The sequence below is a fragment of the Ruegeria sp. BF8 genome (assembly GCF_056538625.1).
The window spans coordinates 1-24,688 of the sequence record NZ_JBQFTL010000003.1; the positions used below are offsets into that span (position 1 = coordinate 1).

The following is a 24,688-nucleotide window of genomic DNA, read 5'->3' on the forward strand; positions in this document are numbered from 1 at the left end:
AGAGCCAAAAACCAGACCGTTGCGCCAATAAATCAGCGCGCCCGCCTAAACCCCAACTCAAGATGCCCCCGGTCTCTCCCAGGCGTCTCAACCGTCTTTCCAGTCCGTCAGGCCGTCCTTCCGACCAACCAACACCGCCTCAGCAGCGCCGGTGAAGGGGTATTTACGGATTAGGTCCGGGACCTGCAACCCCCATTTTGAAAAAACTTCGCAATTCTCGGCGGAATCTTTGCGGTGTTAATAAAAACAATAGGTTAGCTTAATAAATCCCACGGTATTCCCCATTTTTGCGGTATGCGCCGTCCATTTTTCAGGGTCCCTCTACGCGGTGCGGATGGAATCGTCGCCGCGCGTCTTGGCAAGACCAGGACTCGGACACGACAAACGCCGCCACGGTTTCCCCTGGCGGCGCTGATCATGGGAGCTGTTCCGCCCTCAAGTCAGGTCGAAGCGGTCCGCGTTCATCACCTTGGTCCACGCCGATACGAAGTCACCGACAAATTTGGCGTCGGCATCTTTCTGGCCGTAAACCTCGGCCAGAGCCCGGAGTTGTGAGTTGGAACCGAATACCAGGTCCACCCGGGTTCCGGTCCACTTCACTTCACCCGAAGCCCGATCCCGGCCTTCATAGACTCCTTTGGCGTCTGCCGCCGGCTTCCATTCGGTGCCCATGTCCAGCAGATTGAAAAAGAAGTCATTGCTCAGAACCCCGACCCGGTCTGTCAGGACGCCATGCGCCGTACCACTGAAATTCGCACCGAGAACGCGCATACCGCCGACCAGGACGGTCATCTCGGGTGCCGACAGGGTCAACAGTTGCGCCTTGTCCACCAGCAACTCTTCAGGAGACACGCTGTACTCCTTGCGCTGGTAATTCCGGAACCCATCCGCGATTGGTTCAAGCGGGGCGAAGGACTCGGCATCGGTCTGGTCCTGTGTGGCATCCGTACGGCCGGGCACAAAGGGAACATCGATGTCATGCCCGGCAGCCTTGGCGGCTTTTTCGATCGCCGCAACGCCGCCCAGCACGATTACATCCGCAAGTGAGACCTTCTTGTTGCCGGACTGCGCGGCATTGAACTCGGCTTGCACCGCCGCCAGAGCATCCAGCGCCTTGGACAGTTTCTCGGGCTCGTTGACGTCCCAATCTTTCTGGGGCGCTAGCCGGATGCGGGCACCGTTGGCGCCACCGCGCTTGTCCGAGCCGCGGAAGGTCGAAGCTGAGGCCCATGCCGTCGCGACCAATTCCGACACCGACAGGCCACAATCCAGCAGCCGGGCTTTCAGGTCGGCCACGTCCGCGGCATCAATCAGATCATGGTCCACCGCCGGCACGTTGTCCTGCCAGATGAGCTCTTCTGCTGGCGCCTCGGGACCGATGTAGCGCGCCTTTGGCCCCATATCGCGATGGGTCAGCTTGAACCAAGCGCGAGCGAAGGCGTCGGCGAACTCGTCGGGGTTTTCGTGGAACCGCTTCGAGATCGGCCCATAGATCGGATCCATGCGCATCGCCATGTCGGCGGTGGTCATCATCGTCTTGACCTTTTTCGACGGATCATGCGCAGCTGGTGCCATGTCCTCTTCCTTGACGCCGACCGGCTCCCAGATCCACGCTCCGGCAGGGCTTTTGGTCAGGTTCCAGTCATAACCGAACAGAAGGTCGAAATAGCCATTGTCCCACTTGATCGGGTTCGCGGTCCAGGCGCCCTCGATTCCGCTGGTCGTGGTGTCGTCACCCTTGCCTGTGCCGAATTTGTTGATCCAGCCAAAGCCCATCTCTTCGATCGGCGCGGCCTCGGGTTCGGGGCCGACCAGCGCCGGGTCCCCGGCACCATGCGCCTTGCCGAATGTGTGGCCACCGGCAACCAGTGCGACGGTCTCTTCATCGTTCATTGCCATCCGGGCAAAGGTGTCGCGAATGTCACGGCCCGAGGCCAGCACGTCCGGCTCTCCGTCCGGGCCTTCGGGGTTCACATAGATCAGGCCCATCTGCACGGCGGCCAGCGGATCTTCCAGATCGCGCTCGCCCGAGTAGCGGCTGTGCGGGTTTTCGGTCGGGGCCAGCCATTCGGTCTCGGCACCCCAATAGATGTCCTCCTCGGGCGCCCAGATATCTTCCCGGCCGCCGGCAAAGCCGAAGGTCTTGCCGCCCATCGATTCAATGGCGCAGTTGCCGGCCAGAATCATCAGGTCGGCCCACGAAATCTGGTTGCCGTATTTCTGCTTGATCGGCCACAGCAGACGACGGGCCTTGTCGAGGTTGCCGTTGTCCGGCCAGCTGTTGAGCGGCGCGAACCGCTGGTTCCCGGTCGAGGCGCCGCCCCGCCCGTCAGCCGTCCGGTAGGTGCCGGCGCTGTGCCAGGCCATGCGGATGAACAGACCGCCATAATGGCCGTAATCCGCCGGCCACCAATCCTGCGAATCCGTCATCAGGTCATACAAGTCCTGTTTCAACGCGTCATAGTCGATCTTCTTGAACGCGTCGGCATAGTTGAAATCGGCCCCCAGCGGATTCCCGGCCGGCTGGTGCTGGTGCAGGATCGCCAGGTTCAGCTGGTTGGGCCACCAGTCCCGGTTCGATCGGGTTCCGGCGCCGTGCATGATGGGGCATTTGCCCGTGTTGGGGTTGTCGCTTCCGTCCATCTCAATCTCCGATCCTGGCTGGTGTCAGTCTGTTTGCGAGGCAACCGTGCGTATGGCACGTCAAAAAGGGGCGGACCGCAGTCCGCTTGAATACGCCGAGTCATAGCAAATCCCAGCCATGAGAAAAAATTTTGTTTTCGGATTGATTTGATAGCTATTGATTATGGCTCTGTCATGATCTTTCAAACCGATCCCCATTCACATGACGCGGCGTTCCCCGCCGCCCCGATTGCGTTTTGCCGCCGGTGCTTCAAACTGCGGGCCGTGACGCGCGACACCGCGCGGGCCACAGGGGAGGATCGCCATGCAATTCGACTACGTCATCGTCGGCGGAGGGTCCGCGGGATGCGTGCTGGCCAACCGTCTGAGCGCCAATCCGGGCACGCGGGTCTGCCTGCTCGAGGCGGGCGGGGGCGGGAACAGCATTCTGGTGCGGATGCCTGCCGCTGTGGTTGCCATGCTGCCGGGGCGACCCAAGATCAACAACTGGGCCTTTGAAACGGTGCCGCAACCGGGGTTGAACGGGCGCAAGGGCTATCAGCCGCGCGGCCGGGCCTTGGGCGGGTCCAGCGCGATCAACGCAATGCTCTATGTACGCGGGCAGCGGCAGGATTATGACGGCTGGGCCGATCTGGGCTGCGAGGGCTGGGACTGGGACAGCGTTCTGCCCTATTTCAAACGGTCCGAGAACAACGAACGCGGCGCGGATGACCTGCATGGCGCCGACGGCCCGCTTCAGGTGTCAGACCAGAAAGAAGAACGCCCGATCACGCGCGCTTTCGTCGAGGCCGCTGCCCAGTTGCAGCACAAGGTGACCGACGATTTCAATCGCGGCGACAACGAAGGCGCGGGGCTGTACCAGGTCACCCAGTTCCATGACCCTGCCAAAAACGGCGAGCGTTGCTCGGCCGCCGCGGCCTATCTGTTTGACGTTATGGACCGGCCGAACCTGACGGTCATCACCGGGGCGCAGGCGCGCGAGATCGCCTTTGACGGCCACCGCGCCACTGGCGTGATCTATCGCCAAGGTGGCAAGGGCGCCGACCTTACTGTCACCGCCGCGCGCGAGGTTCTGGTCTGCTCCGGCGCGCTGAAATCGCCGCAACTGCTGCAGCTGTCGGGCATCGGCGACCCCGAGGACCTGAGCCCGCATGGAATCGCCGTCCGCCACGCGCTGCCGGGCGTGGGCAAGAACCTGCAGGATCACCTGGATTTCATCCTGGCCTACAAGACAAAGGACACCGACAATTTCGGCATCGGCGCTGCCGTTACGGTGGGGCTGATCAAACACCTCATGCGGTGGCGCAAGACCGGGGTGTCGATGGCGGCCACCCCCTTTGCGGAAGGCGCGGCCTTTCTGAAGACCTCTCCCGATCTGGACCGCCCCGACATCCAGCTGCATTTCACCATCGCGCTTGTGGACGACCACGCGCGCAAACTGCACCTGGGCTACGGGTTCAGCTGCCATATCTGCAAACTGCGCCCCGAAAGCCGCGGCACCGTCTCGCTGCACAGCGCAGACCCCTTTGCCGCCCCGGCGATCGACCCGGCCTTTCTGTCCGACCCGCGCGATCTGGACACGATGATCAAGGGCGCGCGGATGACGCGCGAAATTCTCGAGGCTCCGGCCCTCGCCAAATACCGCCACAAGGAAATGTTCGGCACCGACACCGCCCGGACCGACGCGGATTGGGAAGGCCACATCCGCGCGCGGGCCGATACGATTTACCACCCCGTGGGCACCTGCAAGATGGGGGTGGACGACATGGCGGTGGTCGATCCGCGGCTGCGCGTGCGTGGGTTGCAGGGGCTGCGGGTGGTCGATGCTTCGGTCATGCCGACGCTGGTCTCGGGCAACACCAACGCGCCCACGATCATGATCGCGGAAAAGGCTGCCGACATGATCCTGGCGGATGTGGTCTGATCAACTGCCCTTCAACGCCTGATCCGCGTGCAGCGCCTCAAGGCCCACGCGGTAGTTGGGGTATTTCAACGTCACGCCCAGATCGGTCTTGATCCGGTCGTTCCGAACGCGCTTGTTCTCGTTGTAGAAACTGCGGGCCATCGGCGTCAGGTCGGCCGTGTCGAAATCCACCGCAGGCGGCAGCGGCAGGCCTTGAAGCTGCGCGGCATAGCCGATCACGTCCTGCGGCGGCACCGGTTCGTCGTCGCAGACATTGTAGATCGCGCCCGGATCGGGACGTCGCATCGACGCCTCGAGCACCTGCGCGATGTCCTCGACATGAATGCGCGAAAACACCTGCCCCGGCTTGATGATCCGCCGCAGCCCGCCTTTTTTAAGCTTGGAAAACGGCCCCCGGCCCGGCCCGTAGATGCCCGCAAGGCGAAAGATGTGCAGCGGCAGGCCCGGGATCGCGGCCCAGTCCTGCTCGACCTGCAACCGCCAGCGCCCGCGCTCGGCCGTCGGGGTCGCCGGCGTGGTTTCATCGACCCAGCCCCCCTTGTGGTCGCCATAGACGGCGGTGGTCGACAGGTACCCGACCCAGTCGAACTGGCCGGCGCGGGCGGCAATCTCATCCCGCAGGGCGGCCAGAACCGGATCACCCTTGGCCGTGGGCGCGGTCGAAATCAGCAGATGCGTGACCCCGTCCAGATCGGGGGCCTCGCCCGGCCACACCAGCGGTTCGGCCCCGGCGGCGCGGATGGCGTCCTTCTCGGCGGCATCGCGGGTGGTTCCGACGATGCGCCAACCCTTGGGGGCCAGCCGGCGCGACAGGGCGCGGGCGGTATAGCCGTGCCCGAATGAGAAAAGCGTTCCAGTCATGGCCCCTTGATGATCGCGCCGCGGGCGGGATGCAAGCGCCGGATGGCCGCACTTGATTCGAATCCCCGCCTGCGCCTTCATGGTGGCATGAGTGATGACAAACCCAGCCTGCACGCGGCCTATGCGCTGAAAACTCCGGCAGACAACAAACGGCTCTATGCCGAATGGGCCGGAGATTACGATCGCGGATTCGCCGCGCGCGAGGATTACCAGCTGCATATTCACACCGCCCGCGCTTTTGTCGGCGCAGGGGGACAGGGTCCGGTGCTGGATGTGGGCGCGGGAACCGGCCTGTGCGGCGCGGTTCTGGCCGATCTGGGCGTGGGGCCGATCGATGCCACCGACATCAGCGCCGAGATGCTGGACAAGGCGATGCGCAAGGACATCTACCGCGACGCGATCGAGGCCGACCTGAACGAGGGCATCCCGGTTCCGCGCGAAAGCTATTCGGGCATCGTGTCGTCGGGCACCTTCACCCACGGCCATCTTGGCCCCGAGGTGCTGCCCGCCCTGCTGCGGGTGGCCCGGCCCGGGGCGCAATTCGCCCTGTCGATCAACGCCAAACACTTCGAGGCGCTGGGATTCGCAACCGCCTTCGACAATCTGCAGGCCGAGGGCCGGATCGAACATCTGACCCTGACCCCGGTCCGCATCTATGGCGATCTGGCCGCCGGCCCCAACAAGGACGAAACCGCCTATATCGCGCTGTTTGAAAAGGCCTGACTTCGCGCGACGGAATGCGCAAACATCTGGCACAAGGAGTGAAACTGCACTCTAGCTGTGCTACACTCATTATTTGCAGAACACATTACTAGCCTCTGCTATCGTTCGAATATTTCATTGAAAATGTGAGAGGATTTTATGCCGTTGATCCATTACAAAGATTTGTCCGGTTCACCCGCCGCTTTCAACGCCGACAGTTTCATACGGGCCCGACGGTCTTATGGCGAAAGTGAACCCGATGGTGCGATTACAATCCGAACGGACAAAAGCAAGTTTCATGCCAGCTCGAAACTTGCTGAGATTTGCGAGCAATTCGACACAGCCATCTCGCTGATGAGCTTGACGGCCCCGACCGGCCTTTTGGTTTGGATTGCAAAGGACCGTCTGATTGATGTGACTGAAGCATTGCCGACGTTACACCATCCGAATGCAAAATCGGTTCTGACGCTCCTCGTTAAAGACGGTCCCACCATTATCCAACAGGTTCAGGAAACGGTCGAAGAGGTCGTAGCCAGGTTTGACGGCGCATAGAAGGCGCTACCTGCCCTTCCAAACCGGGTCACGCTTCTCGGCGAAGGCGCGGGCGCCTTCCAGATTGTCCTCGGAGCCATAGAGCACATCGACCGTGCGCAGCTGGCGTTTAGTGATGCGGTTCATGATGTCCTGGAACTTGGAATCTTCGGCCTCGCGCACGATCTCCTTGATCGCGGCATAGACCAACGGCGGGCCGCTCGCCAGCAGGCGCGCCAGCTCCCACGCCCGGTCCATCAACTGGTCCGCCGGGACTATCTCATTCACCAAGCCCCAGCGGTGCGCCTCTTCGGCGTCGAACCAACGGCCGGTCAGCAGCAGTTCCATCGCAATGTGATAGGGGATGCGCTTGGGCAGCTTGACACTGGCCGCATCCGCCACTGTGCCCGAACGGATTTCCGGCAGGGCAAAGGTGGCGTGATCGGCGGCCAGGATCATGTCGGCGCTCAGGGCCAGCTCCAGCCCGCCGCCACAGGCGATGCCGTTCACGGCGGCAATCACCGGCTTGTTCATGTCGCGCAACTCCTGCAAGCCACCGAAACCGCCGACGCCGTAATCGCCGTCCACCGCATCGCCCTCGGCCGCGGCCTTCAGGTCCCAGCCGGGGCAGAAGAATTTTTCGCCGCCCCCCGTCAGGATCGCCACGCGCAGGTCAGGATCATCGCGAAAGTCGCGGAACACTTCGCCCATGACACGGCTGGTCGCCAAGTCGATCGCGTTCGCCTTGGGCCGGTCCAACGTGACCTGAAGGATTGCACCATCGCGGTAGGTTTTGATCGGGTTCATGGTCATGCCTTTCGGATCAGGGCATCAACGGCGACCACACTGTCGGCCGCGCAGATGAGAGGGTTGATTTCAACTTCGTCCACGACCGCCGCGTTGGCAATGACGTAGTTCTGCACCGCCATGGCCACCCGCACGACCGCATCGATATCCACGCCGGGCTTGCCCCGATATCCGCTCAACACGGGCGCACAGGCCAGCTTGCCCAGCGCGTCGCGGACCGCAGACGGCGTGGACGGGATCAGGATCGAGGTCGAGTCGCGCAGGATCTCGGTCAGAACCCCGCCCGCCCCAAGGGTCAGCACATAGCCATGCGCCGGGTCGCGGGTGACGCCGATCAATAGCTCGACAATCCCGGCCGGGGCCATTTCCTCGATCAGAACCTCATCGGTGCCGATTGATCTCGCGACCTCGGGCAGATCTTGTCCAGAAACGCCCAGCCGCACCGCGCCATGTTCGGATTTGTGCGCCAGGCCAACGCCTTTCACCGCAAAGGGTCCGCTCAGACCGTCCACCGCCATTTCCGCCCGATCCGTCCGCGCGACGACCGAGCGGGGAACCGGCACGCCGCAAGCGGCCAGTTCGGCCTTGGCCTGGGCCTCGGTCAGAGCGGTTGTGGCCGCATTGGCGGCGGGCAGCAAAACCGGCTCCTGCGGTTCGGGATGCGGGCGTGCTGCAGCGCGTGTCGCCGCCAGCGCCTCACGCAGCCCGGCAAAAGGCACAACACCGCCCGCCATCAACCGCTCGGCCACGTCCTCGGGCATCAGTTCCGGCAAGGTCGCGGCCACGGCAAAGGGGCGACCGGTTTCGCTTGCGCAGGTCAACGCCGCACGGGTGGCGCAGTCCCAATCGGCGGCATCGGTGTGAGGGTAGTCAACGATCGAGATCGTCATCGCCACATGCGGCCCCGTCATCGCCGACCACGCCCGTGCCATCGCGTCAGCGTCGCGCCAGATATAGGTGTGGTAGTCCAGTGGATTGGCCAGCGCCACCATCGGCCCCAGCGCCGCGCGCAGGCCCGAAACCTGATCTACGGTGAGCGGCGGAAAGTGCAGGCCGGTTCCTTCGGCCATGTCGGCGGCCAAGCTGGCCTCGCCACCGGAACAGCTGATCGTCGCCACTCCTGTCCCGTCCAGCGGCCCGGTGACATGCAACAGTTTCAGTGTTTCCAGAAACTCGGGCACGTCCCCCAGCCGCGCGATTCCCAGCCGGTCCAGAAACGCCTGCGCCCCGGCATCACCCCCCGCCAGCGACGCAGTGTGCGAAATGGTCGCCGCCTGCGCCTGTGCTGACCGCCCCACCTTGAGGGCCACGATCGGTACGCCCCGGTCACGCGCCTTGGCCGCCAGCGCTTCCCATTTGCGTAGGTCGCCGAAGCCCTCGACATGCAGGCCGATGGCGGTGATCCGGTCATCCTCCAGCAGCGCCATGGCGATTTCGGCCTGATGGGTTTGCGCTTGATTCCCGCAGGTCAGCATGAAGGCCAGCGGCAGCGCCCGGCGCTGCATGGTCATGTTGATGGCAATGTTCGAGCTTTGCGTCAGAATCGCGACGCCCCTTTCCACCGGGCGCATCCCGTGCTGGTCGGGCCAGATCGCCACCCGGTCCAACCCGTTGACGAAGCCGTAACAGTTGGGACCGAGGATCGGCATGTCCCCCGCCGCAGCGACCAGTTGCGCCTGCAGATCGGCCCCGTCGGCGTCCTCGGCCAGCGCTTCGGTAAAGCCCGAGGCGAAACACACCGCCCCGCCCGCGCCGATGCGGGACAGAACCTCGACCGCCTCGATGGTGGCGCGGCGATTGATGCCGACAAAGGCCGCGTCGGGCGCTTGGGGCAGGTCTTCGACCCTGGCAAAGACGCGCTCGCCCGCCACCTCGTCGGCCTTGGGATGCACCGGCCAGACAGGGCCGGTGAACCCTAGTTTTCGCACCTGGCGGATGACCTCGGCGCACCATGCGCCCCCGCCAATCACCGCCAGCGAGCGGAACCCCAGCATCCGCCTCAGCGCGGCGAGCTTTCCCTGCGCGAGCGCACCCGCCGCGCCGCTGAGGCCCGGCGTCATGTTCACGCCCCCAACGCGCGCAGCAGGTCGCGGCTGATGATGTGGCGCTGGATCTCGCTGGTGCCGTCCCAGATTCGCTCGACCCGGGCATCGCGCCAGAAGCGTTCCAGCGGATAGTCATCCATCAGACCCATTCCGCCATGCACCTGGATCGCCGCATCGGTCACCCGCGCCAGCATTTCCGAGGCATAGAGCTTGGCCGAGGCGATCTCGCGATTGGCGGGCAGGCCCTTGTCCAGCCGGTCGGCGGCGGCCAGGGTCAGCAGGTCGGCGGCGTCGATCTCGGTGATCATGTCGGCGATCTGAAAGCTGACGCCCTGAAACTTGCCGATCTTCTGGCCAAACTGTTCGCGGGTGGCGGCATAGTCCAGCGCATAGTCGAAGGCCCGGCGGGCGCGGCCCACGCACATGGCCGCCACGGTGATTCGAGTGGCATACAGCCAGGTGTTCATCACCTCGAACCCGCCATCGACCTCGCCCAGCACCTGCGCGTCGGGCAGGCGGCAGTCGTCGAAATCCAGCACCATGTTCTTGTAACCGCGATGACTGACCGATTTGTAGCCGTCGCGGATGGTGAAGCCCGGCGTGCCGCGATCGACCAGAAAGGCGGTGATGCGCTTCTTGGGGCCTTTCGGCGTCTGATCCTCGCCCGTGGCGATGAAGACGATGATGAAATCGGCATGTTCCGCGCCCGAGATGAAATGCTTGGTGCCATTCACCACCCAGTCGCCGCCGTCACGCACGGCCGAGCATTTCATGCCCCGCACGTCCGAACCCGCGCCCGGTTCGGTCATCGCCAACGCATCCATTTTCTCGCCGCGCACGGCAGGCATCAGATAGCGTTCGACCTGATCACCCTGACAGGCCATCAGGATGTTCTGCGGCCGCCCGAAGAAATGGTTCAACGCCATCGACCCGCGCCCCAACTCGCGTTCGACCAGCGCGAATTCCAGATGGTTCAGCCCCGCGCAGCCGACGCTTTCGGGAAAGTTGCAGGCGTAGAAGCCGAGTTCGATCGTCTTGCGCTTGATCTCGTCGGCGATCTCTTTCGGTACATCGCCGGAGCGTTCGACCAGCTCTTCGTGGGGATAGATCTCATTCTCCACAAAGCTGCGGACAGTCGAGACGATCATCTCCTGCTCGTCGGTCAGGCCATATTGCATCGCGGGTCTCCGGTTTCTGGGCGTGCGATAATCCTGACGCGGCTTGAGGTCGCAATAATGCAGAACTAGACTTCAATCATGCAGAAATGGACCAAATCACCCGCCGCACCGCAGCGATTCGGGGTACTTCTGTTCGACGGGTTCTCGAACCATTGCTTGGCCAATGCGGTCGAGCCGCTGCGCGCGGCCAACACGCTGTCGGGGCAGCGACTGTATGACTGGCAATTCCTGTCACTGGATCCGAGGCCGGTCACGTCGTCCTCAGGGTTGCAGGTGGCGCCCCATGCGGCGCTTACGGATGCGAATGGGGATATGCTGCTGGTGATGCCCTCCTACGGGTTTCAAGCACACGGTGGTTGGCGCACCCAGGCGGGGTTGCGTGCGGCGACGCGGCGCTTTCGCACCCTCGCCGGGCTGGACACCGGCAGTTGGCTGCTGGCCCAGGCCGGATTGCTGAACGGCCACCGCGCCACGATCCATTGGGAGGAACTGACCGCGTTCACCGAGCGATTCCCCGAAGTCGAGACCTGCCGCGAGCGCTATGTCATCGACGGTGACCGCATCACCTGCTCGGGCGCCATGGCCGCCTTTGATCTGGTGATGCACCTGATCGGGCAGGATCACGGTCAGGCGCTGGCACTGGAAGTCGCGCAGCTGTTCATGACGCGCGACTCCGCCCGGTCACATTCCGGCGGCGCAGGCTCGGCCAGTTCGCATGTCAACAAGGCGCTGGCACTGATGCAGGAAAATCTCGAGACCCCTCTGCCGATCCCCGAGATCGCCCGGCGCGTGGGACGGTCGCAAAAAGCACTGGAATCCCGGATGCGGGCGGACTTGGGGGCCGGGCCGGCTAAGGTCTATCGTCGGATGCGTCTGAACCTTGCGCGCAAGCTGGCCGCGGAAACCGACCTGAGTATCGCCGAAATCGCTCTGCGCGCGGGCTATGAAGACCCCAGCGCACTGACCCGCGCCTTTCGGGCCGAGTTCGGTCTCAGTCCACGAGCCCTGCGCAGCCGGTCCGGCTAGGTGTACATCTGTTTCTTGTAGGCCCGCGTCCGCGTCGTCGCCTCGGCCGACCCGTCGTGGTAGGTGCCGAACCACTTGTCGAACGGGATCTCGGACGTGCCGTAGTTGCACTCGAAATACCGGTGGTGCAGCTGGTGAAAGAAATCGCCTGCCCGCGCGGCATCCGTGTCCCCTGCTTTCAGCTTTTCGAACCCCGAATGGGACAGGACCGGGCTGATCTGCTGGAAGTAGACATGAAACAGCAGATGCAACGGGTTTGAGGGCACGATCAGGTGGATGAAATAGGTCGTGAAATACAGCAGATTCTCGTACCAGTGGTTCGAGATGCCCGACCACGGCCCAACATTGACGTTGCGGTGATGAACGGCGTGCACATGCTTGTACAGTTTCGGGTGATGCTCCAGCCGGTGCACCCAATAGAAATGCAGACCCGACCACATCGGAATGAACAGCATCCAGACCACGCACCAGACCGGCGCGCTGGCCCAAGTGACCGTTGGCGCATACCCGTTGGCCATCGCCCAGTAGATACCCCATTGATAGACGGTCGCCACCGTCATGGCGCTGCCCAGGGTCCACCAGATGTTGTCCCAGACCTGATTGCGGAAGGTGAAGGTTCCGTTGTCGCGGGTCAGGTCGCGGCGATCGAACTTTTTGTACATACCCTGCCCCTTGCGCATGTAGAGCCACCAGTGCAGCCCACCCGCAACAAGAATCTGAGGCACCATGTTCAGCAGCCAGACGCGGAACATCCAGCCGGGCGCAAAGCTTTGCATCGCCTCGAGCGGCGGCAGGAACAGCACATAAGCAATCACGGCCAGCCCCATGCACAGGGTCAGCGCTGTGATCGGCAGCCACGCCCCGGAATACCATTTCAAAACGGCGATCGGGCGCGGTGGCCAACTGAACAAAGGGTTCAACGCAACAGGGTCAGACGGCCGATAGTGCCAGCGGGCGGCTTCGGGATCATGCGGGGCATCGGTCATGATAAAACCCTCTAGGTGGCGTAGTCCGAGCCTTCCGCATCCAGGACGGCCTTTATTTCACGCAGATGCGCCTCGGCCTGCCCCGGGTAGTCATCCAGCTCCTGCGCGGTCTTTTCGGCGATCTCGTCCGAAAGCACCCGCAACGGCCGGCCCGTCTGAAGGGCGCGTACATAGGTCTCGGCGGCGCGCTCGAAATAATAGAGTCTGTTAAAGGCATCCGCTGCATTGTTGCCAATCACCAGCACACCGTGGTTGCCCATGATCATGACCTTCTTTTTCGGGTCTTGCAGCATTGTCGCGCAACGCTCACCCTCGCTTTCAAAGGCCAAACCGCCGAATTCGTCATCAATGACATAGCGGTTGAAAAAGGTTGCGGTGTTCTGGTCGATCGGCGGCAGGTTGCTGTCGGCCAAGGAGGCCAGGACGGTGGCAAAAATCGAATGCACATGCATCACGCAACGCGCATGCGGGCATCTCCGGTGAATCGATCCATGCAGACCCCATGCGGTCGGGTCCGGTGCTCCGGGCTTGTTCATCGTGTCGGGATCGTTGGCATCCAGCAGCAGAAGGTCCGAGGCGCGGATGCGCGCGAAATGCATCTGGTTCGGGTTCATCAGGAACTGCGTGCCATCCTCGTTCACGGCAAGGCTGAAATGGTTGGCCACCCCTTCATGCATGTTCAACCGCTCGATCCAGCGGAAAGCGGCGGCCATGTCCACGCGCTCCTGCCAGTGGTCGATATTCGGTTTCAGACTGGTAACGCTCATCCGGGGGGCTCCATTCGGCTTGGACAGGTGGCTGGTGAAAACCGTGCCGGGCCGGGGCGCAATTGACCAACGAAAAAATTGGCGTTTTGGCATTAGCTGAACTTATGATTGGATTATGAAACCCCGGACTCCCCTTCCCCCGCTTGGCTGGCTGCGCACCTTCGAGGCCGCCGCCCGCCACCTGTCATTCACCGGCGCGGCGCGCGATTTGAACATGACGCAAAGCGCCGTCAGCCAGCAGATCAAATCGCTCGAGGGCTATCTGGGCCAGCCCCTGTTTCACCGGCGCCCCCGCGCATTGGAACTGACCGAGGCCGGAATCACCTATCTGCCCGTGGTACGCGAAGCGTTCCGGACGCTGGTGCGCGGCACCCAGGCCGTAACCGGGCAGCAGGAAAATACCGTACAGGTGCAGTGCAACATCACCTTTTCGGTGAACTGGCTGGCCCCTCGCCTGCCCGCCTTCCGCGCGCTGCACCCCGATGTCCACCTGAACATCTTCACCGAGTTGTGGGAGCCGCGCGAGATGGCCGAAGGCGCGGCGGTCGAGATCCGCTATTCCCTGCGCCCGGCCGACACGGTCCGCACCGAGCTTTTGCGCAGCGATCACTACTACCCCGTCTGTGCCCCCGACTATCCGGTCACGCTGGAAAACCTTCAGCAGCAACCGCTGTACGACTGTTCGAATCTTCTGTCGAACTGGGCCAGCTGGGCCGAAGATCAGGGCCTAAACTGGGAAAATTCGCCGATTACCTATGCCACGACCTATATGGTCGGCCTGTCCGTTGCGATGGCCGGCGGCGGGCTGTGTCTGGCCCATGACACGATCGCAAAACGCCTGCTGGACGAAGGCCGTCTGATCGCGCCGTTCGAGCATCGCGCGCCGATGCCAGAAGCCTATTACCTGCTGCTGTCGCCCCAAGCCGAGGAGACCCCGGGTGCCGTGGCCTTTGCCGAATGGATCAGGGCGGAAATCGCGGCCGAGCAACACCGCGCCTGACTTCAGCCGTCTTTGGGGCGGCTGGCGACCCAGGCATAGCCGTTCTCGCACAGGATATAGGTCTCGCGCAGGCCATGGGGCTTGTCGGTCGGCTCCTGCAGCACGACCGCGCCTGCGGACCTGGCGCGCTCCGCCGCCTCGTCCGGCTCGGTGTCGTACAGGTGAATCTCGATCCCGCCACCGCGTGGGGGCGTTTCGGGAACCAGCCCCAGCAGCGGGTTGGAATGATAGGTGCCGTCCGAATGCAACTGAAACACCTGATCGCCATAAGTGACGATGGCAAAATCCGCCGTCACCTGATGGGACTTCAAGCCAAAAACAGTCTCTAAGAAAGCGCATTCCGCTGGAACGTCGCGCACCAGCAGGTTCAGCCCGATCCCCCGCAGGCTGCGGCCGAAACTGTCGGCATCGATGGTTTCGTAATCCATGTCCCTACCAGACCCCGCATCGCGGCGCGGATCAAGCATTTGCTGCCCCGCGCCCGGTCGGATGACGGTTTCATGAAGGTGGCAAAGCAGGGGTTGCACCTTCCGATGCATTCGGGAAAGTTGTGCCATGGAATACGCACCCTTCCCCTCTTGGCCCGACGTCGCCCCCCGCCTGATCGCCGTTGCCGCTGGCCGCGAAGCCGCCGACATGGTCATTCGCGGCGGGATCTGGATCAACGTGCACAGCCGCGAGGCGCTGCCCGATCACTCCATCGCCATCGCCGCCGGACGCGTGGCCTATGTCGGCCCCGACGCCAGCCACTGCATCGGGCCCGACACACAGATCATCGAGGCCAAGGGCCGCTACATGATCCCCGGCCTGTGCGACGCGCATATGCACATCGAATCCGGCATGCTGACCCCGGCCGAGTTCGCCCGCGCGGTGATCCCGCATGGCACCACGTCGATGTTCACCGACCCGCATGAAATCGCCAATGTCCTGGGGTTGGACGGCGTGCGGATGATGCATGACGAGGCGCTGATGCAGCCGGTCAACATCTTCACCCAGATGCCGTCCTGCGCGCCCTCGGCGCCCGGGCTGGAAACCACGGGCTACGAGATCACCGCCGAAGACGTGGCCGAGGCGATGACCTGGCCCGGCATCATCGGGCTGGGCGAGATGATGAACTTTCCCGGTGTGATCAACTCCGATCCCAAGATGCTGGCCGAAATCGCCGCCACCCAGCGCGCGGGAAAGACGGTGGGCGGACACTATGCATCCCCTGATTTAGGGCCTGATTTTGCAGCCTATGTCGCCGGCGGCCCGGCGGATGACCACGAAGGCACCTGCGAGGCCGACGCCATTGCCCGCGTGCGGCAAGGGATGCGGTCGATGATGCGGCTGGGCTCGGCCTGGTATGACGTGGAAAGCCAGATCACCGCCGTCACCGAAAAGGGGCTGGACCCGCGCAACTTCATCCTGTGCACCGATGACTGCCACTCGGGCACGCTGGTGAACGAGGGTCACATGAACCGCGTCGTGCGCCATGCCATCGCCTGTGGCTGCGACCCGTTGATCGCGTTGCAGATGGCCACGATCAACACCGCCACCCATTTCGGGCTTGAGCGCGAGATCGGCTCGATCACGCCGGGCCGCCGGGCGGACGTGATCCTCAGTTCGAACCTGACTGAACTGCCGATCGAGATGGCCATCGCCCGCGGACAGGTGGTGGCCGAGAACGGCGCGATCACGGTGGATTGCCCGCATTTCGACTGGCCTGGCCGGGCACGCAACACGGTGCATCTGGGCCATGCCCTGACCGCCGCCGATTTCGAGATCTCCGCGCCCGAAGGCGCCAATCGCGTGCGTGCAAACGTGATCGGCGTGGTCGAGAACCAGGCCCCCACCCAGGCGCTGAAGGCCGAGTTGCCCATTATCGGCGGGCTGGTCGAGGGCGAAGGCGATGTCTGCCAGATCGCGCTGGTCGAACGGCACCGGGCCACGGGCGGCGTCAACAACGCCTTCGTGTCGGGCTTTGGCTATCAGGGCCGGATGGCCATGGCTTCGACCGTGGCGCATGACAGCCACCACATGATCGTGGTCGGCACCGACCGCGATCAGATGGCGCTGGCCGCCAATCGCCTGGCCGAAGTAGGCGGCGGCATCACCATCTTCCGTGATGGCGAAGAGCTGGCGCTGGTCGAACTGCCCATTGCGGGCCTGATGTCCGACAGCCCTGCCGCGGACGTCGCGGCCAAGGCGCAGAAGATGGTCGAGGCGATGCAGGCCTGCGGCTGCCAGTTGAACAACGCCTATATGCAGCACTCGCTGCTGGCCCTTGTCGTCATCCCCGAACTGCGGATATCCGATCTGGGACTGGTGGATGTCCGCACATTCGAAAAAATTGACCTTCTGGAACCCCTCGCATGACAAAAATAACAACGCCCGACCCACGGGACCCCGAGATTTTCACCGATGCCGCCGCGGCCGTTGCCCGGCTGGAAGAGCTGTACAACGAGGCCACCGCCTTTCTGTGCGACAGCTTTGCCGAGGCCATGGAAAGCGGCACGCCCAAGGTCCGTTACAGAGCCTATTACCCGGAAATTCGTATCCGTACGGCGTCCTACGCGCATGTGGACAGCCGCCTGAGCTTTGGTCACGTGTCCGAGCCGGGGGTTCATGCCACCACGGTGACCCGGCCGGATCTGTTCCGGTCCTACCTCACGCAGCAGATCGCGCTGCTGATCAAGAACCACAATCAGCCGGTGACCATCGGCCCCTCGACCACGCCGATGCCGGTGCATTTCGCCGTGGCCGGCAACCCCGATCTGGTGGTGCCGCATCAGGGAGCGGCCGGGTTCACCCTGCGAGACGTGTTCGACGTGCCCGACCTGACCACCACCAATGACGACATCGTCAACGGTGTGCACGAACCGCAGGATGGCGTCGGCCCGCTGGCCTTGTTCACCGCCCAGCGCATCGACTATTCGCTGGCCCGGCTGGCCCATTACACCGCCACCGATCCGGACCATTTCCAGAACCACGTTCTGTTCACCAACTACCAGTTCTACGTCTCGGAATTCGAAAACTACGCCCGCGCGCAACTGGCCGACCCCGACAGCGGCTATACCAGTTTCGTCTCGACCGGGAATGTCGAGATCACCGACCCCGACGCGCCGCTGGAACAGCCGCTGAAACTGCCGCAGATGCCGACCTATCACCTGAAACGCGCCGACGGGTCGGGAATCACGCTGGTCAATATCGGCGTCGGCCCATCCAACGCCAAGACCGCCACCGACCACATCGCGGTCCTGCGCCCGCATGCCTGGCTGATGGTCGGCCACTGTGCGGGGCTGCGCAACACGCAGGCTCTGGGGGACTTCGTGCTGGCCCATGCCTATCTGCGCGAAGACAAGGTGCTGGACGACGATCTGCCCGTCTGGGTGCCGATCCCGCCGCTGGCCGAAGTTCAGGTCGCGCTGGAACGCGCCGTGGCCGAAGTGACCGAGCTGGAAGGCTATGAGCTGAAGCGGATCATGCGCACCGGCACGGTGGCTTCGGTCGACAACCGCAACTGGGAACTGCGCGACCAATCCGGCCCGGTGCAACGGCTGAGCCAGTCGCGCGCCATCGCGCTGGATATGGAAAGCGCCACGATCGCCGCAAACGGCTATCGGTTCCGTGTGCCCTACGGCACCTTGCTGTGCGTATCCGACAAACCGTTGCATGGCGAATTGAAGTTGCCCGGCATGGCGTCCGAGTTCTATACAACTCAGGTCAGCCGCCATCTGGCGATCGGAATCCGGGCGATGGAACACCTGCGAGGCATGCCACTGGAACGTTTGCACAGCCGGAAATTGCGCTCGTTCGACGAAACGGCCTTCCTCTGACGCAAAAAAGCAACGAAATCCCCATATTTTTTGGGGTTTCGGTGCTACTATTCGTTGTGTTCGCCCACAATATCCCGTTACAGTTACGCGGTGAGGCCCAATAGATCGGGCACGTTAAGGAGACCAAGAAATGGCAAAGCCTATGACGAAGACTCAGCTGGTTGCTGCTCTCGCTGAGGAAATGGGAACCGACAAGAAATCCGCGAACGCGGCGCTGGAGGCGATCACTGGCCTGATCACCCGCGAAGTTTCGGCCGGAGGCGCTGTGACCCTGCCGGGCGTCGGCAAGATCTACTGCCGCGAGCGCCCCGAGCGTCAGGTTCGCAACCCGGCCACTGGTGAGACCTTCACCAAAGAAGCCGACAAGGTTGTGAAGATGACCATCGCCAAGGCCCTGAAGGACAGCGTCAACAGCTGATCCGCGCCTTAGGGAAAACGATCAAGGGCCGCGATTTCGCGGCCCTTTTTCTTTGGTATTTGTTTACCGGGTCCGGCGGGCCGAGGTCAGTGAACAGTCTCGACCTTGTGGAAATCCAGATCCCGATCTTCGGGCATCGAGTCGATGCTCATCACCTCTGTGCGCTTGACGATCAGGACATAGACCACGCAGGCGAGGTAGAGGCCAACCACCACGGCGCCGATCCACTGAATCTGCAGCCACTGGCTCTGGAACAGAAGCGTCAGCACAAACAGAAGCACCACATTGCCGGCAACATAGGCCGTCTTACCGAAGCGTTCGACCGTCATGTTCAGGTTGTCGGTATAGAGCCTGATCAGCGAGTCCAGTGAGTTAATCACGAAGGTCACGCCGACGATCACCATCGCGATGTTGGTGATGCCTGCGGTGCTGATGCCGTTCAGGTGATAGTAGTAAAGCACGCTGAACCAGATCGCCAAGGGGATCGACGGAAAGATCAGCAGCGCCGCCAGCAATTGCCAGGTGGTCAGCCCTCCGACAAAGCGCGAGGTGAACTGACCGATCATGATCGACCAGGCAAACCACCAGAACAGGTAGAAGGCGTGATAGTCGGTCAGAGGCAGTATGAACTTGTGGATATTGGCGAAATACGCCCCGATATTGCTGCTGGTTTCCACGAAACCCGCAACGCCCATACCGGCCGCGGCCCACATGCCAAGGATCAGCGCCAGAAACAGAAACGTCGAGCCGACAGAAAGAATCCGCACGTATTTCAGGTCAGTCGAGGAATAGGCCGCGGCCAGAATGACGACAAATACGATGATGTAAAACGTGGTCACCACGGACTCGCCATCACCAACTTCGGGCAGGTATCCGGGCAGGTAGATCAGGAACAGGCTGGCGGTGAAAGCGCAGGTCCCGATGATCACCACATTGTTGATCAGCTTGACCACCGGGATCTCAAAGAACTGCACTCGGGGCTCGATGACGCAGAAATAGAAGGCCGTCAGGAAATAGAAGGCCCAGATCAGGAAACCCCAGAACCCGAACTCGACCGCCAGCGGGTTTGCGAACGCATAGGCCGGATCTTCGGCATAGCCTCCGAATTCGGTGAGCGGGAACATGATCAGCCCGACATCCAGGCCGGATGTGAACAGGATCGCGATGAAAGTGAACAGATGTACAGGTGTCACGCCCACGCACCGCAGGTTCCACCATTTCACGACGAAGAACGCTACCAGCCCAAGAGCAAGCAGGACCCCGAATGACAGGATGTATTCCAATAGCACCGACAAACCTCCCTTTAGATGTCAGATCACCGAGCGGATATCTTTAATTGGCTAGTCAATCAATAAAACCGGCACCCACGGAAAACTTGCGCGCTCCATGTGTCTTTTTTGACGCTCGGGCGCTTGTGGCCCGAGAGAAAATCGGAAACAGTCGCCGCACATTCAAACAGGAGCGGTCATGGATCTGCGCGCCATCGCCATGGGGCTGGCCTTTGCCTTCATCTGGTCGTCGGCCTTTACATCGGCGCGGATCATCGTCGCGGATGCCTCGCCGCTGTTTTCACTGGCGGTTCGCTTCCTGATTTCCGGCATCCTGGGTGTCGCAATCGCCCGGGCCATGGGCCAGAGCTGGCACCTGACGCGGTCGCAATGGCATGCGACCATCCTGTTCGGAATCTGCCAGAATGCCCTTTATTTGGGTCTAAATTTCTATGCGATGCAAACGGTCGAAGCCTCGGTAGCGGCGATCATCGCCTCGACCATGCCACTCTTGGTGGCGCTGGCCGGTTGGCTGCTGTTCGGGGAACGGTTGCGTCCGCTGGGTGTTCTGGGTCTGCTGGCCGGGTTCGCTGGCGTGGCCCTGATCATGAGCAGCCGGATCAGCGCCGGGATCGACCTGTTTGGCGTTGCCCTCTGCGGGCTGGGCGCGCTGGCGCTGACCTTCGCCACGCTGGCCGTGCGCGGGGCGACCTCGGGCGGGAATTTCATGATGGTCGTCGGTTTGCAGATGTTCGTCGGCTCGGCGGTTCTGTTTGTCGCCGCCCCGTTGTTCGAGACGATCCATATCCGCCCGACCTGGCCGCTGGCGCTGGCCTTCACCTACACGACCCTGTTCCCCGGCCTGCTGGCCACGCTGATCTGGTTCCTTCTGCTCAACCGGATCGGACCGACCCGCGCGGCGACCTTCCATTTCCTCAACCCGGTGTTCGGGGTCACGATCGCCGCGATTCTGCTGGGTGAGCGGTTGGGCGCAATGGATGCCGTCGGCGTTGCGGTCACCACGCTGGGCATTCTGGCTGTGCAGTTGTCACGCCAGCCGGTTCAGCGCAGCAGGGCCTCGACCTGACGGCGCAGCTTGCGGGAGTCCGGCCGCGTCGTCGACCCAAAGGTCGCGACGACCTCGCCTTCGGGGCTCAGAAGAATCTTGTTGAAATTCCAGCCCGGCACAAACCCGGTTTCGGCCGCGACCGCCTTGTAGAACGGGTGGGCCTGCGGACCGGTCACGGGGGTGATGTCGGTCATGGGCAGGGTCAGGTCATAGTTCAACTCGCAGAACTCCTTGACCTCGCTGGCGGTTTCCAGTTCCTGGTTGAAGGAATCCGATGGGACCGACAAAACCACCAAACCCTTGGGCCCATAGGTGTCCTGCAGCTTTTGCAGCCCGGCATATTGCCCGGTAAACCCGCATTGCGAGGCCGTGTTGACCACCAGAACCGGCTGGCCGCGCCAGTCCGACAGCGACAGCGTGCCGCCATCGATCGATGGGAACTCTCCGGATACGGGCGCGGCCTGCACCGTTCGACCGATCAACAACAAGGCAGACAACAGCAACATTCTGAACATGGCGTGACCTCCTCTTTGATATTGATACGCTCGAACTACGGCGGCAGATCACCCGCACGATCGCGCGAGCCGGGTGAAACAGGGCTTTGCTTTTGTCGCGGCACACCCCAAATATCTCGGCAACGTATGAAACGCCGGAGGACCCATGCCCGAATATACCAAAGATCCATCGGTTGTAGCGGCCCTGTCGCCCGAGGAATTCCACGTCACCCAGCGCAACGGGACCGAACGCCCCGGCACCGGAAAACACCTGAACAACAAGGAACCCGGCATCTACGTGGATATCGTATCGGGCGAGCCGCTATTCGCCTCGACCCACAAATACGAATCGGGCTGCGGCTGGCCCAGCTTCACCAAACCCATCGTGCATGACCACGTCACCGAGCTGGAGGACCGCTCGCTGGGCATGATCCGGACCGAGGTCCGCTCGAAACACGGCGACAGCCACCTGGGCCATGTGTTTCCCGATGGTCCGCTGGATCAGGGTGGGCTACGCTATTGCATCAACTCCGCCGCGCTGAGGTTCATCCATCGTGACGACATGGAGGCCGAGGGCTATGGCGAATACCTCGATCAAGTGGAGGACCCGAAATGACCGAACACCGCGCCGTTCTGGCCGGAGGCTGCTTCTGGGGCATGCAGGACCTGATCCGCAAGCTGCCCGGCGTTCTGCGCACCCGCGTCGGATATACCGGCGGCGACGTGCCCAACGCGACCTATCGCAACCACGGCACCCATGCCGAAGGAATCGAGATCTGGTTCGACCCCGCGCAGATCACATATCGCGATCTGCTCGAGTTCTTCTTCCAGATCCACGACCCGACCACCGTGAACCGCCAGGGCAATGACATTGGGATGAGCTATCGCTCGGCCATCTACTACTGCGACGAAACGCAGAAACAGATCGCGCTGGACACGATCGCCGATGTGGATGCCAGCGGGTTGTGGCCCGGCAAGGTCGTGACCGAGGTCGAACCCGCGGGCGATTTCTGGGAGGCCGAGCCCGAGCATCAGGACTACCTTCAGCGTATCCCCAACGGCTATACCTGCCACTTCTCGCGCCCGGACTGGGTTCTGCCCAAACGCAGCAGCGCCGCCGAATAAAGGTCAGCCGACGGCCACCCGCGGGCGGCCGCTGGCTTCGACGGTCAGCATCGCCTCGACGAAGACATCCTTGCCTTCGATCCGGGCGGTGCGGATGTCACGGTTGACGATCACGCGGATATCCTCGGCCCCGGCTTCGCGCACGGCGCTTTCGGTCTCGCGCCGCAGTTCGGCCTCCAGCAGGTCCAACGCGGGTTCGGGTTCGGGGAAATCCTGCGGCCCGTCGTTCAGATGCACGCGGTACCGGCCTTCGGACGGGGCGGTCACCGTGCCCGCCCGCCGCATGGTCAGCCGCCCCACGACGGCCCCGATCGCGTTGGCCACCCCGGCATGGTCGGGCAGCACCATGGTGCAGCGCAGCCGCTCGCCGACCGCCGGGTAATAGCTCGGCGCCGAGGCCCCCAGCCCGACCACATCCACGTTCAGCCTCGTGTCCAACGCCAGCAGACCGCGATGCCCGTGCAAGCCCCGCCGGGTCAGCACATGGCGCGCCAGATCCTCGGGCGGCAGGCCGAACGCCTCGGCCTCTTCCGCAAAAGCAGTCTCTAATAGGGTCAAAACGGTCTGTTCGGTCAACTGATCCACGATCATCCCGGCCAGTTCATCGGCCGAGCCCGCCAGCCGGTCGCCCGACCCCACACGCCGGCGCGCAATCAACTCCAGCGCCTTGCGCGCGGCACCCTTATCCCAATCGGACAGGCGCCCCAGAACGTGGCTGGCATCCGACGGCGTCACCCCCGAGACCTGAACGATCCCGCGATCCACCAACCGGGTCAGAGCGCCGTTTTCCATCCGCGTGCGCAGCAGGGCGCTCAGGGGCAGAACCCTGTCCCCCAGCCGCTCCAGCAGCCCCACCTCGCGCGGTCCCAGACCCTCGGCGTGGATGCCGGGCACGCGGCGGGCGAAACGGGTGTCGTGCTCGCCCACCGTGGTCGCGCGCAACTGCTCGTCCAGCGCGGCATGGACCACTTCGGGCGCCTCAGACGCGATCAGCGACACCGGCAGCACCCGGCGCGGACCCAGGAAAACGCCGCCGCGCAGGCCTTCGGTCACCACATGCACCTGGCTGTCACCGCCCAGACCATGCGTGCGCATCGCCACCGCCTCGACCATGGTGCGGAACCCGCCGACCCGTGCGCCCGCCGGGTCGATCGCCGGCTTTCCGTCGCGGATCAGAGCCACATCGGTCGTCGTCCCTCCGATATCCGACACCAGCGCATCATGCACTCCGGTCAGCCAGCGCGCCCCGACTATCGAGGCCGCCGGACCGCTGAGAATCGTTTCGATCGGCCGCTCCCGCGCCTGCTCGGCGCTCATCAAGGCGCCATCGCCACGCACTACCATCATCGGCGCGTCGATGCCCAGCTCGAGCAGAACATCCTGCGCCCGGCCGATCAGACGGTCGATCATTCCGATCAGACGTGCATTCAGCACCGCCGTCACCGCACGTTTCGGCCCATTCAGCTTGGCCGACAACTGATGCGAGCAGGTCACTGGCGCGCCGGTTTTCTCAGTGATGATCCGCGCGACCTCAAGCTCATGCGCGGGATTGCGCGTGGCAAACTGGGCCGCAACCGCGAACCCGGAAATCCCGGACTGCTGGTCCAGAAATTCGGTCAACGCCCCTGTATCCAAAGGCGCGGCCTCAGCCCCGGCATGGCTGTGCCCGCCCGAGATCACCAGCGCCGGGTCACCCTTCAGCGCATCGCGCAGCCCATGCCTGTCCAGATCGCCGTCCCGAAATCCGACATAGATCAGCGCGACGCGCCCGCCTTGCCCCTCGACCAGCGCGTTCGTGGCCAGCGTCGTCGACAGCGACGCCATCGAGATCTGAACGGGCGCGACCTGCGCCTGGTCCAGCACCGCCCGGATCGCCCGCCCGACGCCGATCGCCAGATCCTCGCGTGTGGTCAGGGACTTGGCCGAGGCGATCACCTCTTCCTCGTCCCGGATCAGCACCGCATCGGTGTAGGTTCCACCGGTATCCACGCCCAAAGCCAACGCCATCGGGATCTCCATCCTGTTC

The 24,688-nt window shown here is 63.2% G+C and carries 22 protein-coding genes; 11 read left to right on the forward strand and 11 right to left on the reverse strand.

Translation table 11 applies throughout. The features are described from left to right. Positions 1-435 precede the first annotated feature (435 nt). The gene (katG, locus tag ACR0LD_RS10595) at positions 436-2,643 is read right to left on the reverse strand and encodes a catalase/peroxidase HPI (RefSeq protein WP_480636868.1); all 2,208 of its coding nucleotides are present in this window, start codon (positions 2,641-2,643) and stop codon (positions 436-438) included. Between the two features lie 304 nt (positions 2,644-2,947). Here katG and ACR0LD_RS10600 point away from each other — a divergent pair, with 304 nt between their 5' ends. Next, positions 2,948-4,567: a GMC family oxidoreductase gene (locus ACR0LD_RS10600; RefSeq protein WP_480636869.1), complete on the forward strand. Its 1,620-nt coding sequence runs from the start codon at positions 2,948-2,950 to the stop codon at positions 4,565-4,567. Here ACR0LD_RS10600 and ACR0LD_RS10605 read toward each other — a convergent pair whose 3' ends face one another. Continuing rightward, positions 4,568-5,428, reverse strand: coding sequence for an SDR family oxidoreductase (locus tag ACR0LD_RS10605; protein ID WP_480636871.1), 861 nt, complete (start codon positions 5,426-5,428; stop codon positions 4,568-4,570). A gap of 42 nt (positions 5,429-5,470) precedes the next feature. On the opposite strand from ACR0LD_RS10605, the gene ACR0LD_RS10610 reads away from it, so the two are divergent. Together ACR0LD_RS10610 and ACR0LD_RS10615 are read left to right on the forward strand one after the other, a co-directional pair. Then, a complete protein-coding gene (locus tag ACR0LD_RS10610; protein WP_480636873.1) occupies positions 5,471-6,151 on the forward strand; it encodes a class I SAM-dependent DNA methyltransferase in 681 nt (226 codons plus the stop codon). A 144-nt stretch (positions 6,152-6,295) separates the two neighbouring features. Continuing rightward, positions 6,296-6,682, forward strand: a complete 387-nt coding sequence (locus ACR0LD_RS10615) for a hypothetical protein (RefSeq protein ID WP_480636874.1) — start codon at positions 6,296-6,298, stop codon at positions 6,680-6,682. 6 nt (positions 6,683-6,688) lie between these two features. Here the strand turns inward: ACR0LD_RS10615 and ACR0LD_RS10620 are convergent, their stop codons facing one another. Genes ACR0LD_RS10620 through ACR0LD_RS10630 form a run of 3 tightly spaced genes read right to left on the reverse strand, consistent with a single transcriptional unit; the run spans position 6,689 to position 10,691 of the window. Continuing rightward, positions 6,689-7,468 carry a carnitinyl-CoA dehydratase gene (locus ACR0LD_RS10620; protein WP_437342537.1) on the reverse strand — a complete coding sequence of 260 codons (780 nt, stop codon included), beginning with the start codon at positions 7,466-7,468 and terminating at the stop codon, positions 6,689-6,691. A gap of 2 nt (positions 7,469-7,470) precedes the next feature. Next, positions 7,471-9,528, reverse strand: coding sequence for an acetate--CoA ligase family protein (locus ACR0LD_RS10625; RefSeq protein ID WP_480636876.1), 2,058 nt, complete (start codon positions 9,526-9,528; stop codon positions 7,471-7,473). 2 nt (positions 9,529-9,530) lie between these two features. Beyond that, positions 9,531-10,691, reverse strand: a complete 1,161-nt coding sequence (locus ACR0LD_RS10630) for an acyl-CoA dehydrogenase family protein (protein WP_480636878.1) — start codon at positions 10,689-10,691, stop codon at positions 9,531-9,533. A gap of 78 nt (positions 10,692-10,769) precedes the next feature. Between ACR0LD_RS10630 and ACR0LD_RS10635 the strand changes: the two genes are divergently transcribed. Further along, positions 10,770-11,717, forward strand: a complete 948-nt coding sequence (locus ACR0LD_RS10635; protein WP_170342471.1) for a GlxA family transcriptional regulator — start codon at positions 10,770-10,772, stop codon at positions 11,715-11,717. On the opposite strand, the gene ACR0LD_RS10640 is transcribed toward ACR0LD_RS10635, so the two are convergent. Continuing rightward, entirely contained in the window at positions 11,714-12,703 is a 990-nt protein-coding gene (locus tag ACR0LD_RS10640; RefSeq protein ID WP_170447131.1) for a sterol desaturase family protein, read from the reverse strand. The two genes, ACR0LD_RS10635 and ACR0LD_RS10640, sit on opposite strands and share 4 nt — an antisense overlap. 11 nt (positions 12,704-12,714) lie before the next feature. Next, complete coding sequence (locus tag ACR0LD_RS10645; RefSeq protein WP_170596620.1) at positions 12,715-13,470, reverse strand: class II aldolase and adducin N-terminal domain-containing protein; 756 nt, start codon at positions 13,468-13,470, stop codon at positions 12,715-12,717. 115 nt (positions 13,471-13,585) lie between these two features. Here ACR0LD_RS10645 and ACR0LD_RS10650 point away from each other — a divergent pair, with 115 nt between their 5' ends. Continuing rightward, a complete protein-coding gene (locus tag ACR0LD_RS10650) occupies positions 13,586-14,470 on the forward strand; it encodes a LysR substrate-binding domain-containing protein (RefSeq protein WP_170342477.1) in 885 nt (294 codons plus the stop codon). 2 nt (positions 14,471-14,472) lie between these two features. Here the strand turns inward: ACR0LD_RS10650 and ACR0LD_RS10655 are convergent, their stop codons facing one another. After that, the gene (locus ACR0LD_RS10655) at positions 14,473-14,898 is read right to left on the reverse strand and encodes a VOC family protein (RefSeq protein ID WP_170364260.1); all 426 of its coding nucleotides are present in this window, start codon (positions 14,896-14,898) and stop codon (positions 14,473-14,475) included. Positions 14,899-15,025: 127 nt separating this feature from the next. Between ACR0LD_RS10655 and ade the strand changes: the two genes are divergently transcribed. The 3 genes from ade to ACR0LD_RS10670 all read left to right on the forward strand — a co-directional run bounded on the left by ade (position 15,026) and on the right by ACR0LD_RS10670 (position 18,706). Next, entirely contained in the window at positions 15,026-16,828 is a 1,803-nt protein-coding gene (gene ade / locus ACR0LD_RS10660) for an adenine deaminase (RefSeq protein WP_480636881.1), read from the forward strand. After that, positions 16,825-18,288, forward strand: coding sequence for an AMP nucleosidase (locus ACR0LD_RS10665; RefSeq protein WP_170438827.1), 1,464 nt, complete (start codon positions 16,825-16,827; stop codon positions 18,286-18,288). Before ade ends, ACR0LD_RS10665 begins: the two co-directional genes overlap by 4 nt. A 130-nt stretch (positions 18,289-18,418) precedes the next feature. Next, positions 18,419-18,706: an HU family DNA-binding protein gene (locus ACR0LD_RS10670; RefSeq protein WP_170340577.1), complete on the forward strand. Its 288-nt coding sequence runs from the start codon at positions 18,419-18,421 to the stop codon at positions 18,704-18,706. 86 nt (positions 18,707-18,792) lie between these two features. Here the strand turns inward: ACR0LD_RS10670 and ACR0LD_RS10675 are convergent, their stop codons facing one another. Further along, positions 18,793-19,989 (reverse strand): BCCT family transporter, encoded by a 1,197-nt coding sequence (locus tag ACR0LD_RS10675; RefSeq protein WP_170365941.1) that lies wholly within the window; start codon positions 19,987-19,989, stop codon positions 18,793-18,795. Positions 19,990-20,173: 184 nt separating this feature from the next. Here ACR0LD_RS10675 and ACR0LD_RS10680 point away from each other — a divergent pair, with 184 nt between their 5' ends. After that, positions 20,174-21,061, forward strand: coding sequence for a DMT family transporter (locus ACR0LD_RS10680; protein ID WP_480636883.1), 888 nt, complete (start codon positions 20,174-20,176; stop codon positions 21,059-21,061). On the opposite strand, the gene ACR0LD_RS10685 is transcribed toward ACR0LD_RS10680, so the two are convergent. Continuing rightward, positions 21,037-21,558: a glutathione peroxidase gene (locus tag ACR0LD_RS10685; RefSeq protein ID WP_480636884.1), complete on the reverse strand. Its 522-nt coding sequence runs from the start codon at positions 21,556-21,558 to the stop codon at positions 21,037-21,039. The genes ACR0LD_RS10680 and ACR0LD_RS10685 overlap by 25 nt on opposite strands. 145 nt (positions 21,559-21,703) lie before the next feature. Here ACR0LD_RS10685 and msrB point away from each other — a divergent pair, with 145 nt between their 5' ends. Together msrB and msrA are read left to right on the forward strand one after the other, a co-directional pair. Then, positions 21,704-22,153, forward strand: a complete 450-nt coding sequence (msrB, locus tag ACR0LD_RS10690; RefSeq protein WP_170342488.1) for a peptide-methionine (R)-S-oxide reductase MsrB — start codon at positions 21,704-21,706, stop codon at positions 22,151-22,153. Then, positions 22,150-22,662 (forward strand): peptide-methionine (S)-S-oxide reductase MsrA, encoded by a 513-nt coding sequence (gene msrA, locus ACR0LD_RS10695; protein ID WP_170373453.1) that lies wholly within the window; start codon positions 22,150-22,152, stop codon positions 22,660-22,662. Before msrB ends, msrA begins: the two co-directional genes overlap by 4 nt. Before the next feature lie 3 nt (positions 22,663-22,665). On the opposite strand, the gene ACR0LD_RS10700 is transcribed toward msrA, so the two are convergent. After that, complete coding sequence (locus ACR0LD_RS10700) at positions 22,666-24,669, reverse strand: hydantoinase/oxoprolinase N-terminal domain-containing protein (protein ID WP_480636887.1); 2,004 nt, start codon at positions 24,667-24,669, stop codon at positions 22,666-22,668. Positions 24,670-24,688: the final 19 nt, after the last annotated feature.

Bases quoted from the DNA above. Each gene is read 5' to 3' on its own strand.
- katG (WP_480636868.1), bottom strand. From the start codon at position 2,643: ATGGACGGAAGCGACAACCCCAACACGGGCAAATGCCCCATCATGCAC.
- ACR0LD_RS10600 (WP_480636869.1), top strand. From the start codon at position 2,948: ATGCAATTCGACTACGTCATCGTCGGCGGAGGGTCCGCGGGATGCGTG.
- ACR0LD_RS10605 (WP_480636871.1), bottom strand. From the start codon at position 5,428: ATGACTGGAACGCTTTTCTCATTCGGGCACGGCTATACCGCCCGCGCC.
- ACR0LD_RS10610 (WP_480636873.1), top strand. From the start codon at position 5,471: ATGGCCGCACTTGATTCGAATCCCCGCCTGCGCCTTCATGGTGGCATG.
- ACR0LD_RS10620 (WP_437342537.1), bottom strand. From the start codon at position 7,468: ATGAACCCGATCAAAACCTACCGCGATGGTGCAATCCTTCAGGTCACG.
- ACR0LD_RS10625 (WP_480636876.1), bottom strand. From the start codon at position 9,528: ATGACGCCGGGCCTCAGCGGCGCGGCGGGTGCGCTCGCGCAGGGAAAG.
- ACR0LD_RS10630 (WP_480636878.1), bottom strand. From the start codon at position 10,691: ATGCAATATGGCCTGACCGACGAGCAGGAGATGATCGTCTCGACTGTC.
- ACR0LD_RS10635 (WP_170342471.1), top strand. From the start codon at position 10,770: ATGCAGAAATGGACCAAATCACCCGCCGCACCGCAGCGATTCGGGGTA.
- ACR0LD_RS10640 (WP_170447131.1), bottom strand. From the start codon at position 12,703: ATGACCGATGCCCCGCATGATCCCGAAGCCGCCCGCTGGCACTATCGG.
- ACR0LD_RS10645 (WP_170596620.1), bottom strand. From the start codon at position 13,470: ATGAGCGTTACCAGTCTGAAACCGAATATCGACCACTGGCAGGAGCGC.
- ACR0LD_RS10650 (WP_170342477.1), top strand. From the start codon at position 13,586: ATGAAACCCCGGACTCCCCTTCCCCCGCTTGGCTGGCTGCGCACCTTC.
- ACR0LD_RS10655 (WP_170364260.1), bottom strand. From the start codon at position 14,898: ATGGATTACGAAACCATCGATGCCGACAGTTTCGGCCGCAGCCTGCGG.
- ade (WP_480636881.1), top strand. From the start codon at position 15,026: ATGGAATACGCACCCTTCCCCTCTTGGCCCGACGTCGCCCCCCGCCTG.
- ACR0LD_RS10665 (WP_170438827.1), top strand. From the start codon at position 16,825: ATGACAAAAATAACAACGCCCGACCCACGGGACCCCGAGATTTTCACC.
- ACR0LD_RS10670 (WP_170340577.1), top strand. From the start codon at position 18,419: ATGGCAAAGCCTATGACGAAGACTCAGCTGGTTGCTGCTCTCGCTGAG.
- ACR0LD_RS10680 (WP_480636883.1), top strand. From the start codon at position 20,174: ATGGATCTGCGCGCCATCGCCATGGGGCTGGCCTTTGCCTTCATCTGG.
- ACR0LD_RS10685 (WP_480636884.1), bottom strand. From the start codon at position 21,558: ATGTTCAGAATGTTGCTGTTGTCTGCCTTGTTGTTGATCGGTCGAACG.
- msrB (WP_170342488.1), top strand. From the start codon at position 21,704: ATGCCCGAATATACCAAAGATCCATCGGTTGTAGCGGCCCTGTCGCCC.
- msrA (WP_170373453.1), top strand. From the start codon at position 22,150: ATGACCGAACACCGCGCCGTTCTGGCCGGAGGCTGCTTCTGGGGCATG.
- ACR0LD_RS10700 (WP_480636887.1), bottom strand. From the start codon at position 24,669: ATGGCGTTGGCTTTGGGCGTGGATACCGGTGGAACCTACACCGATGCG.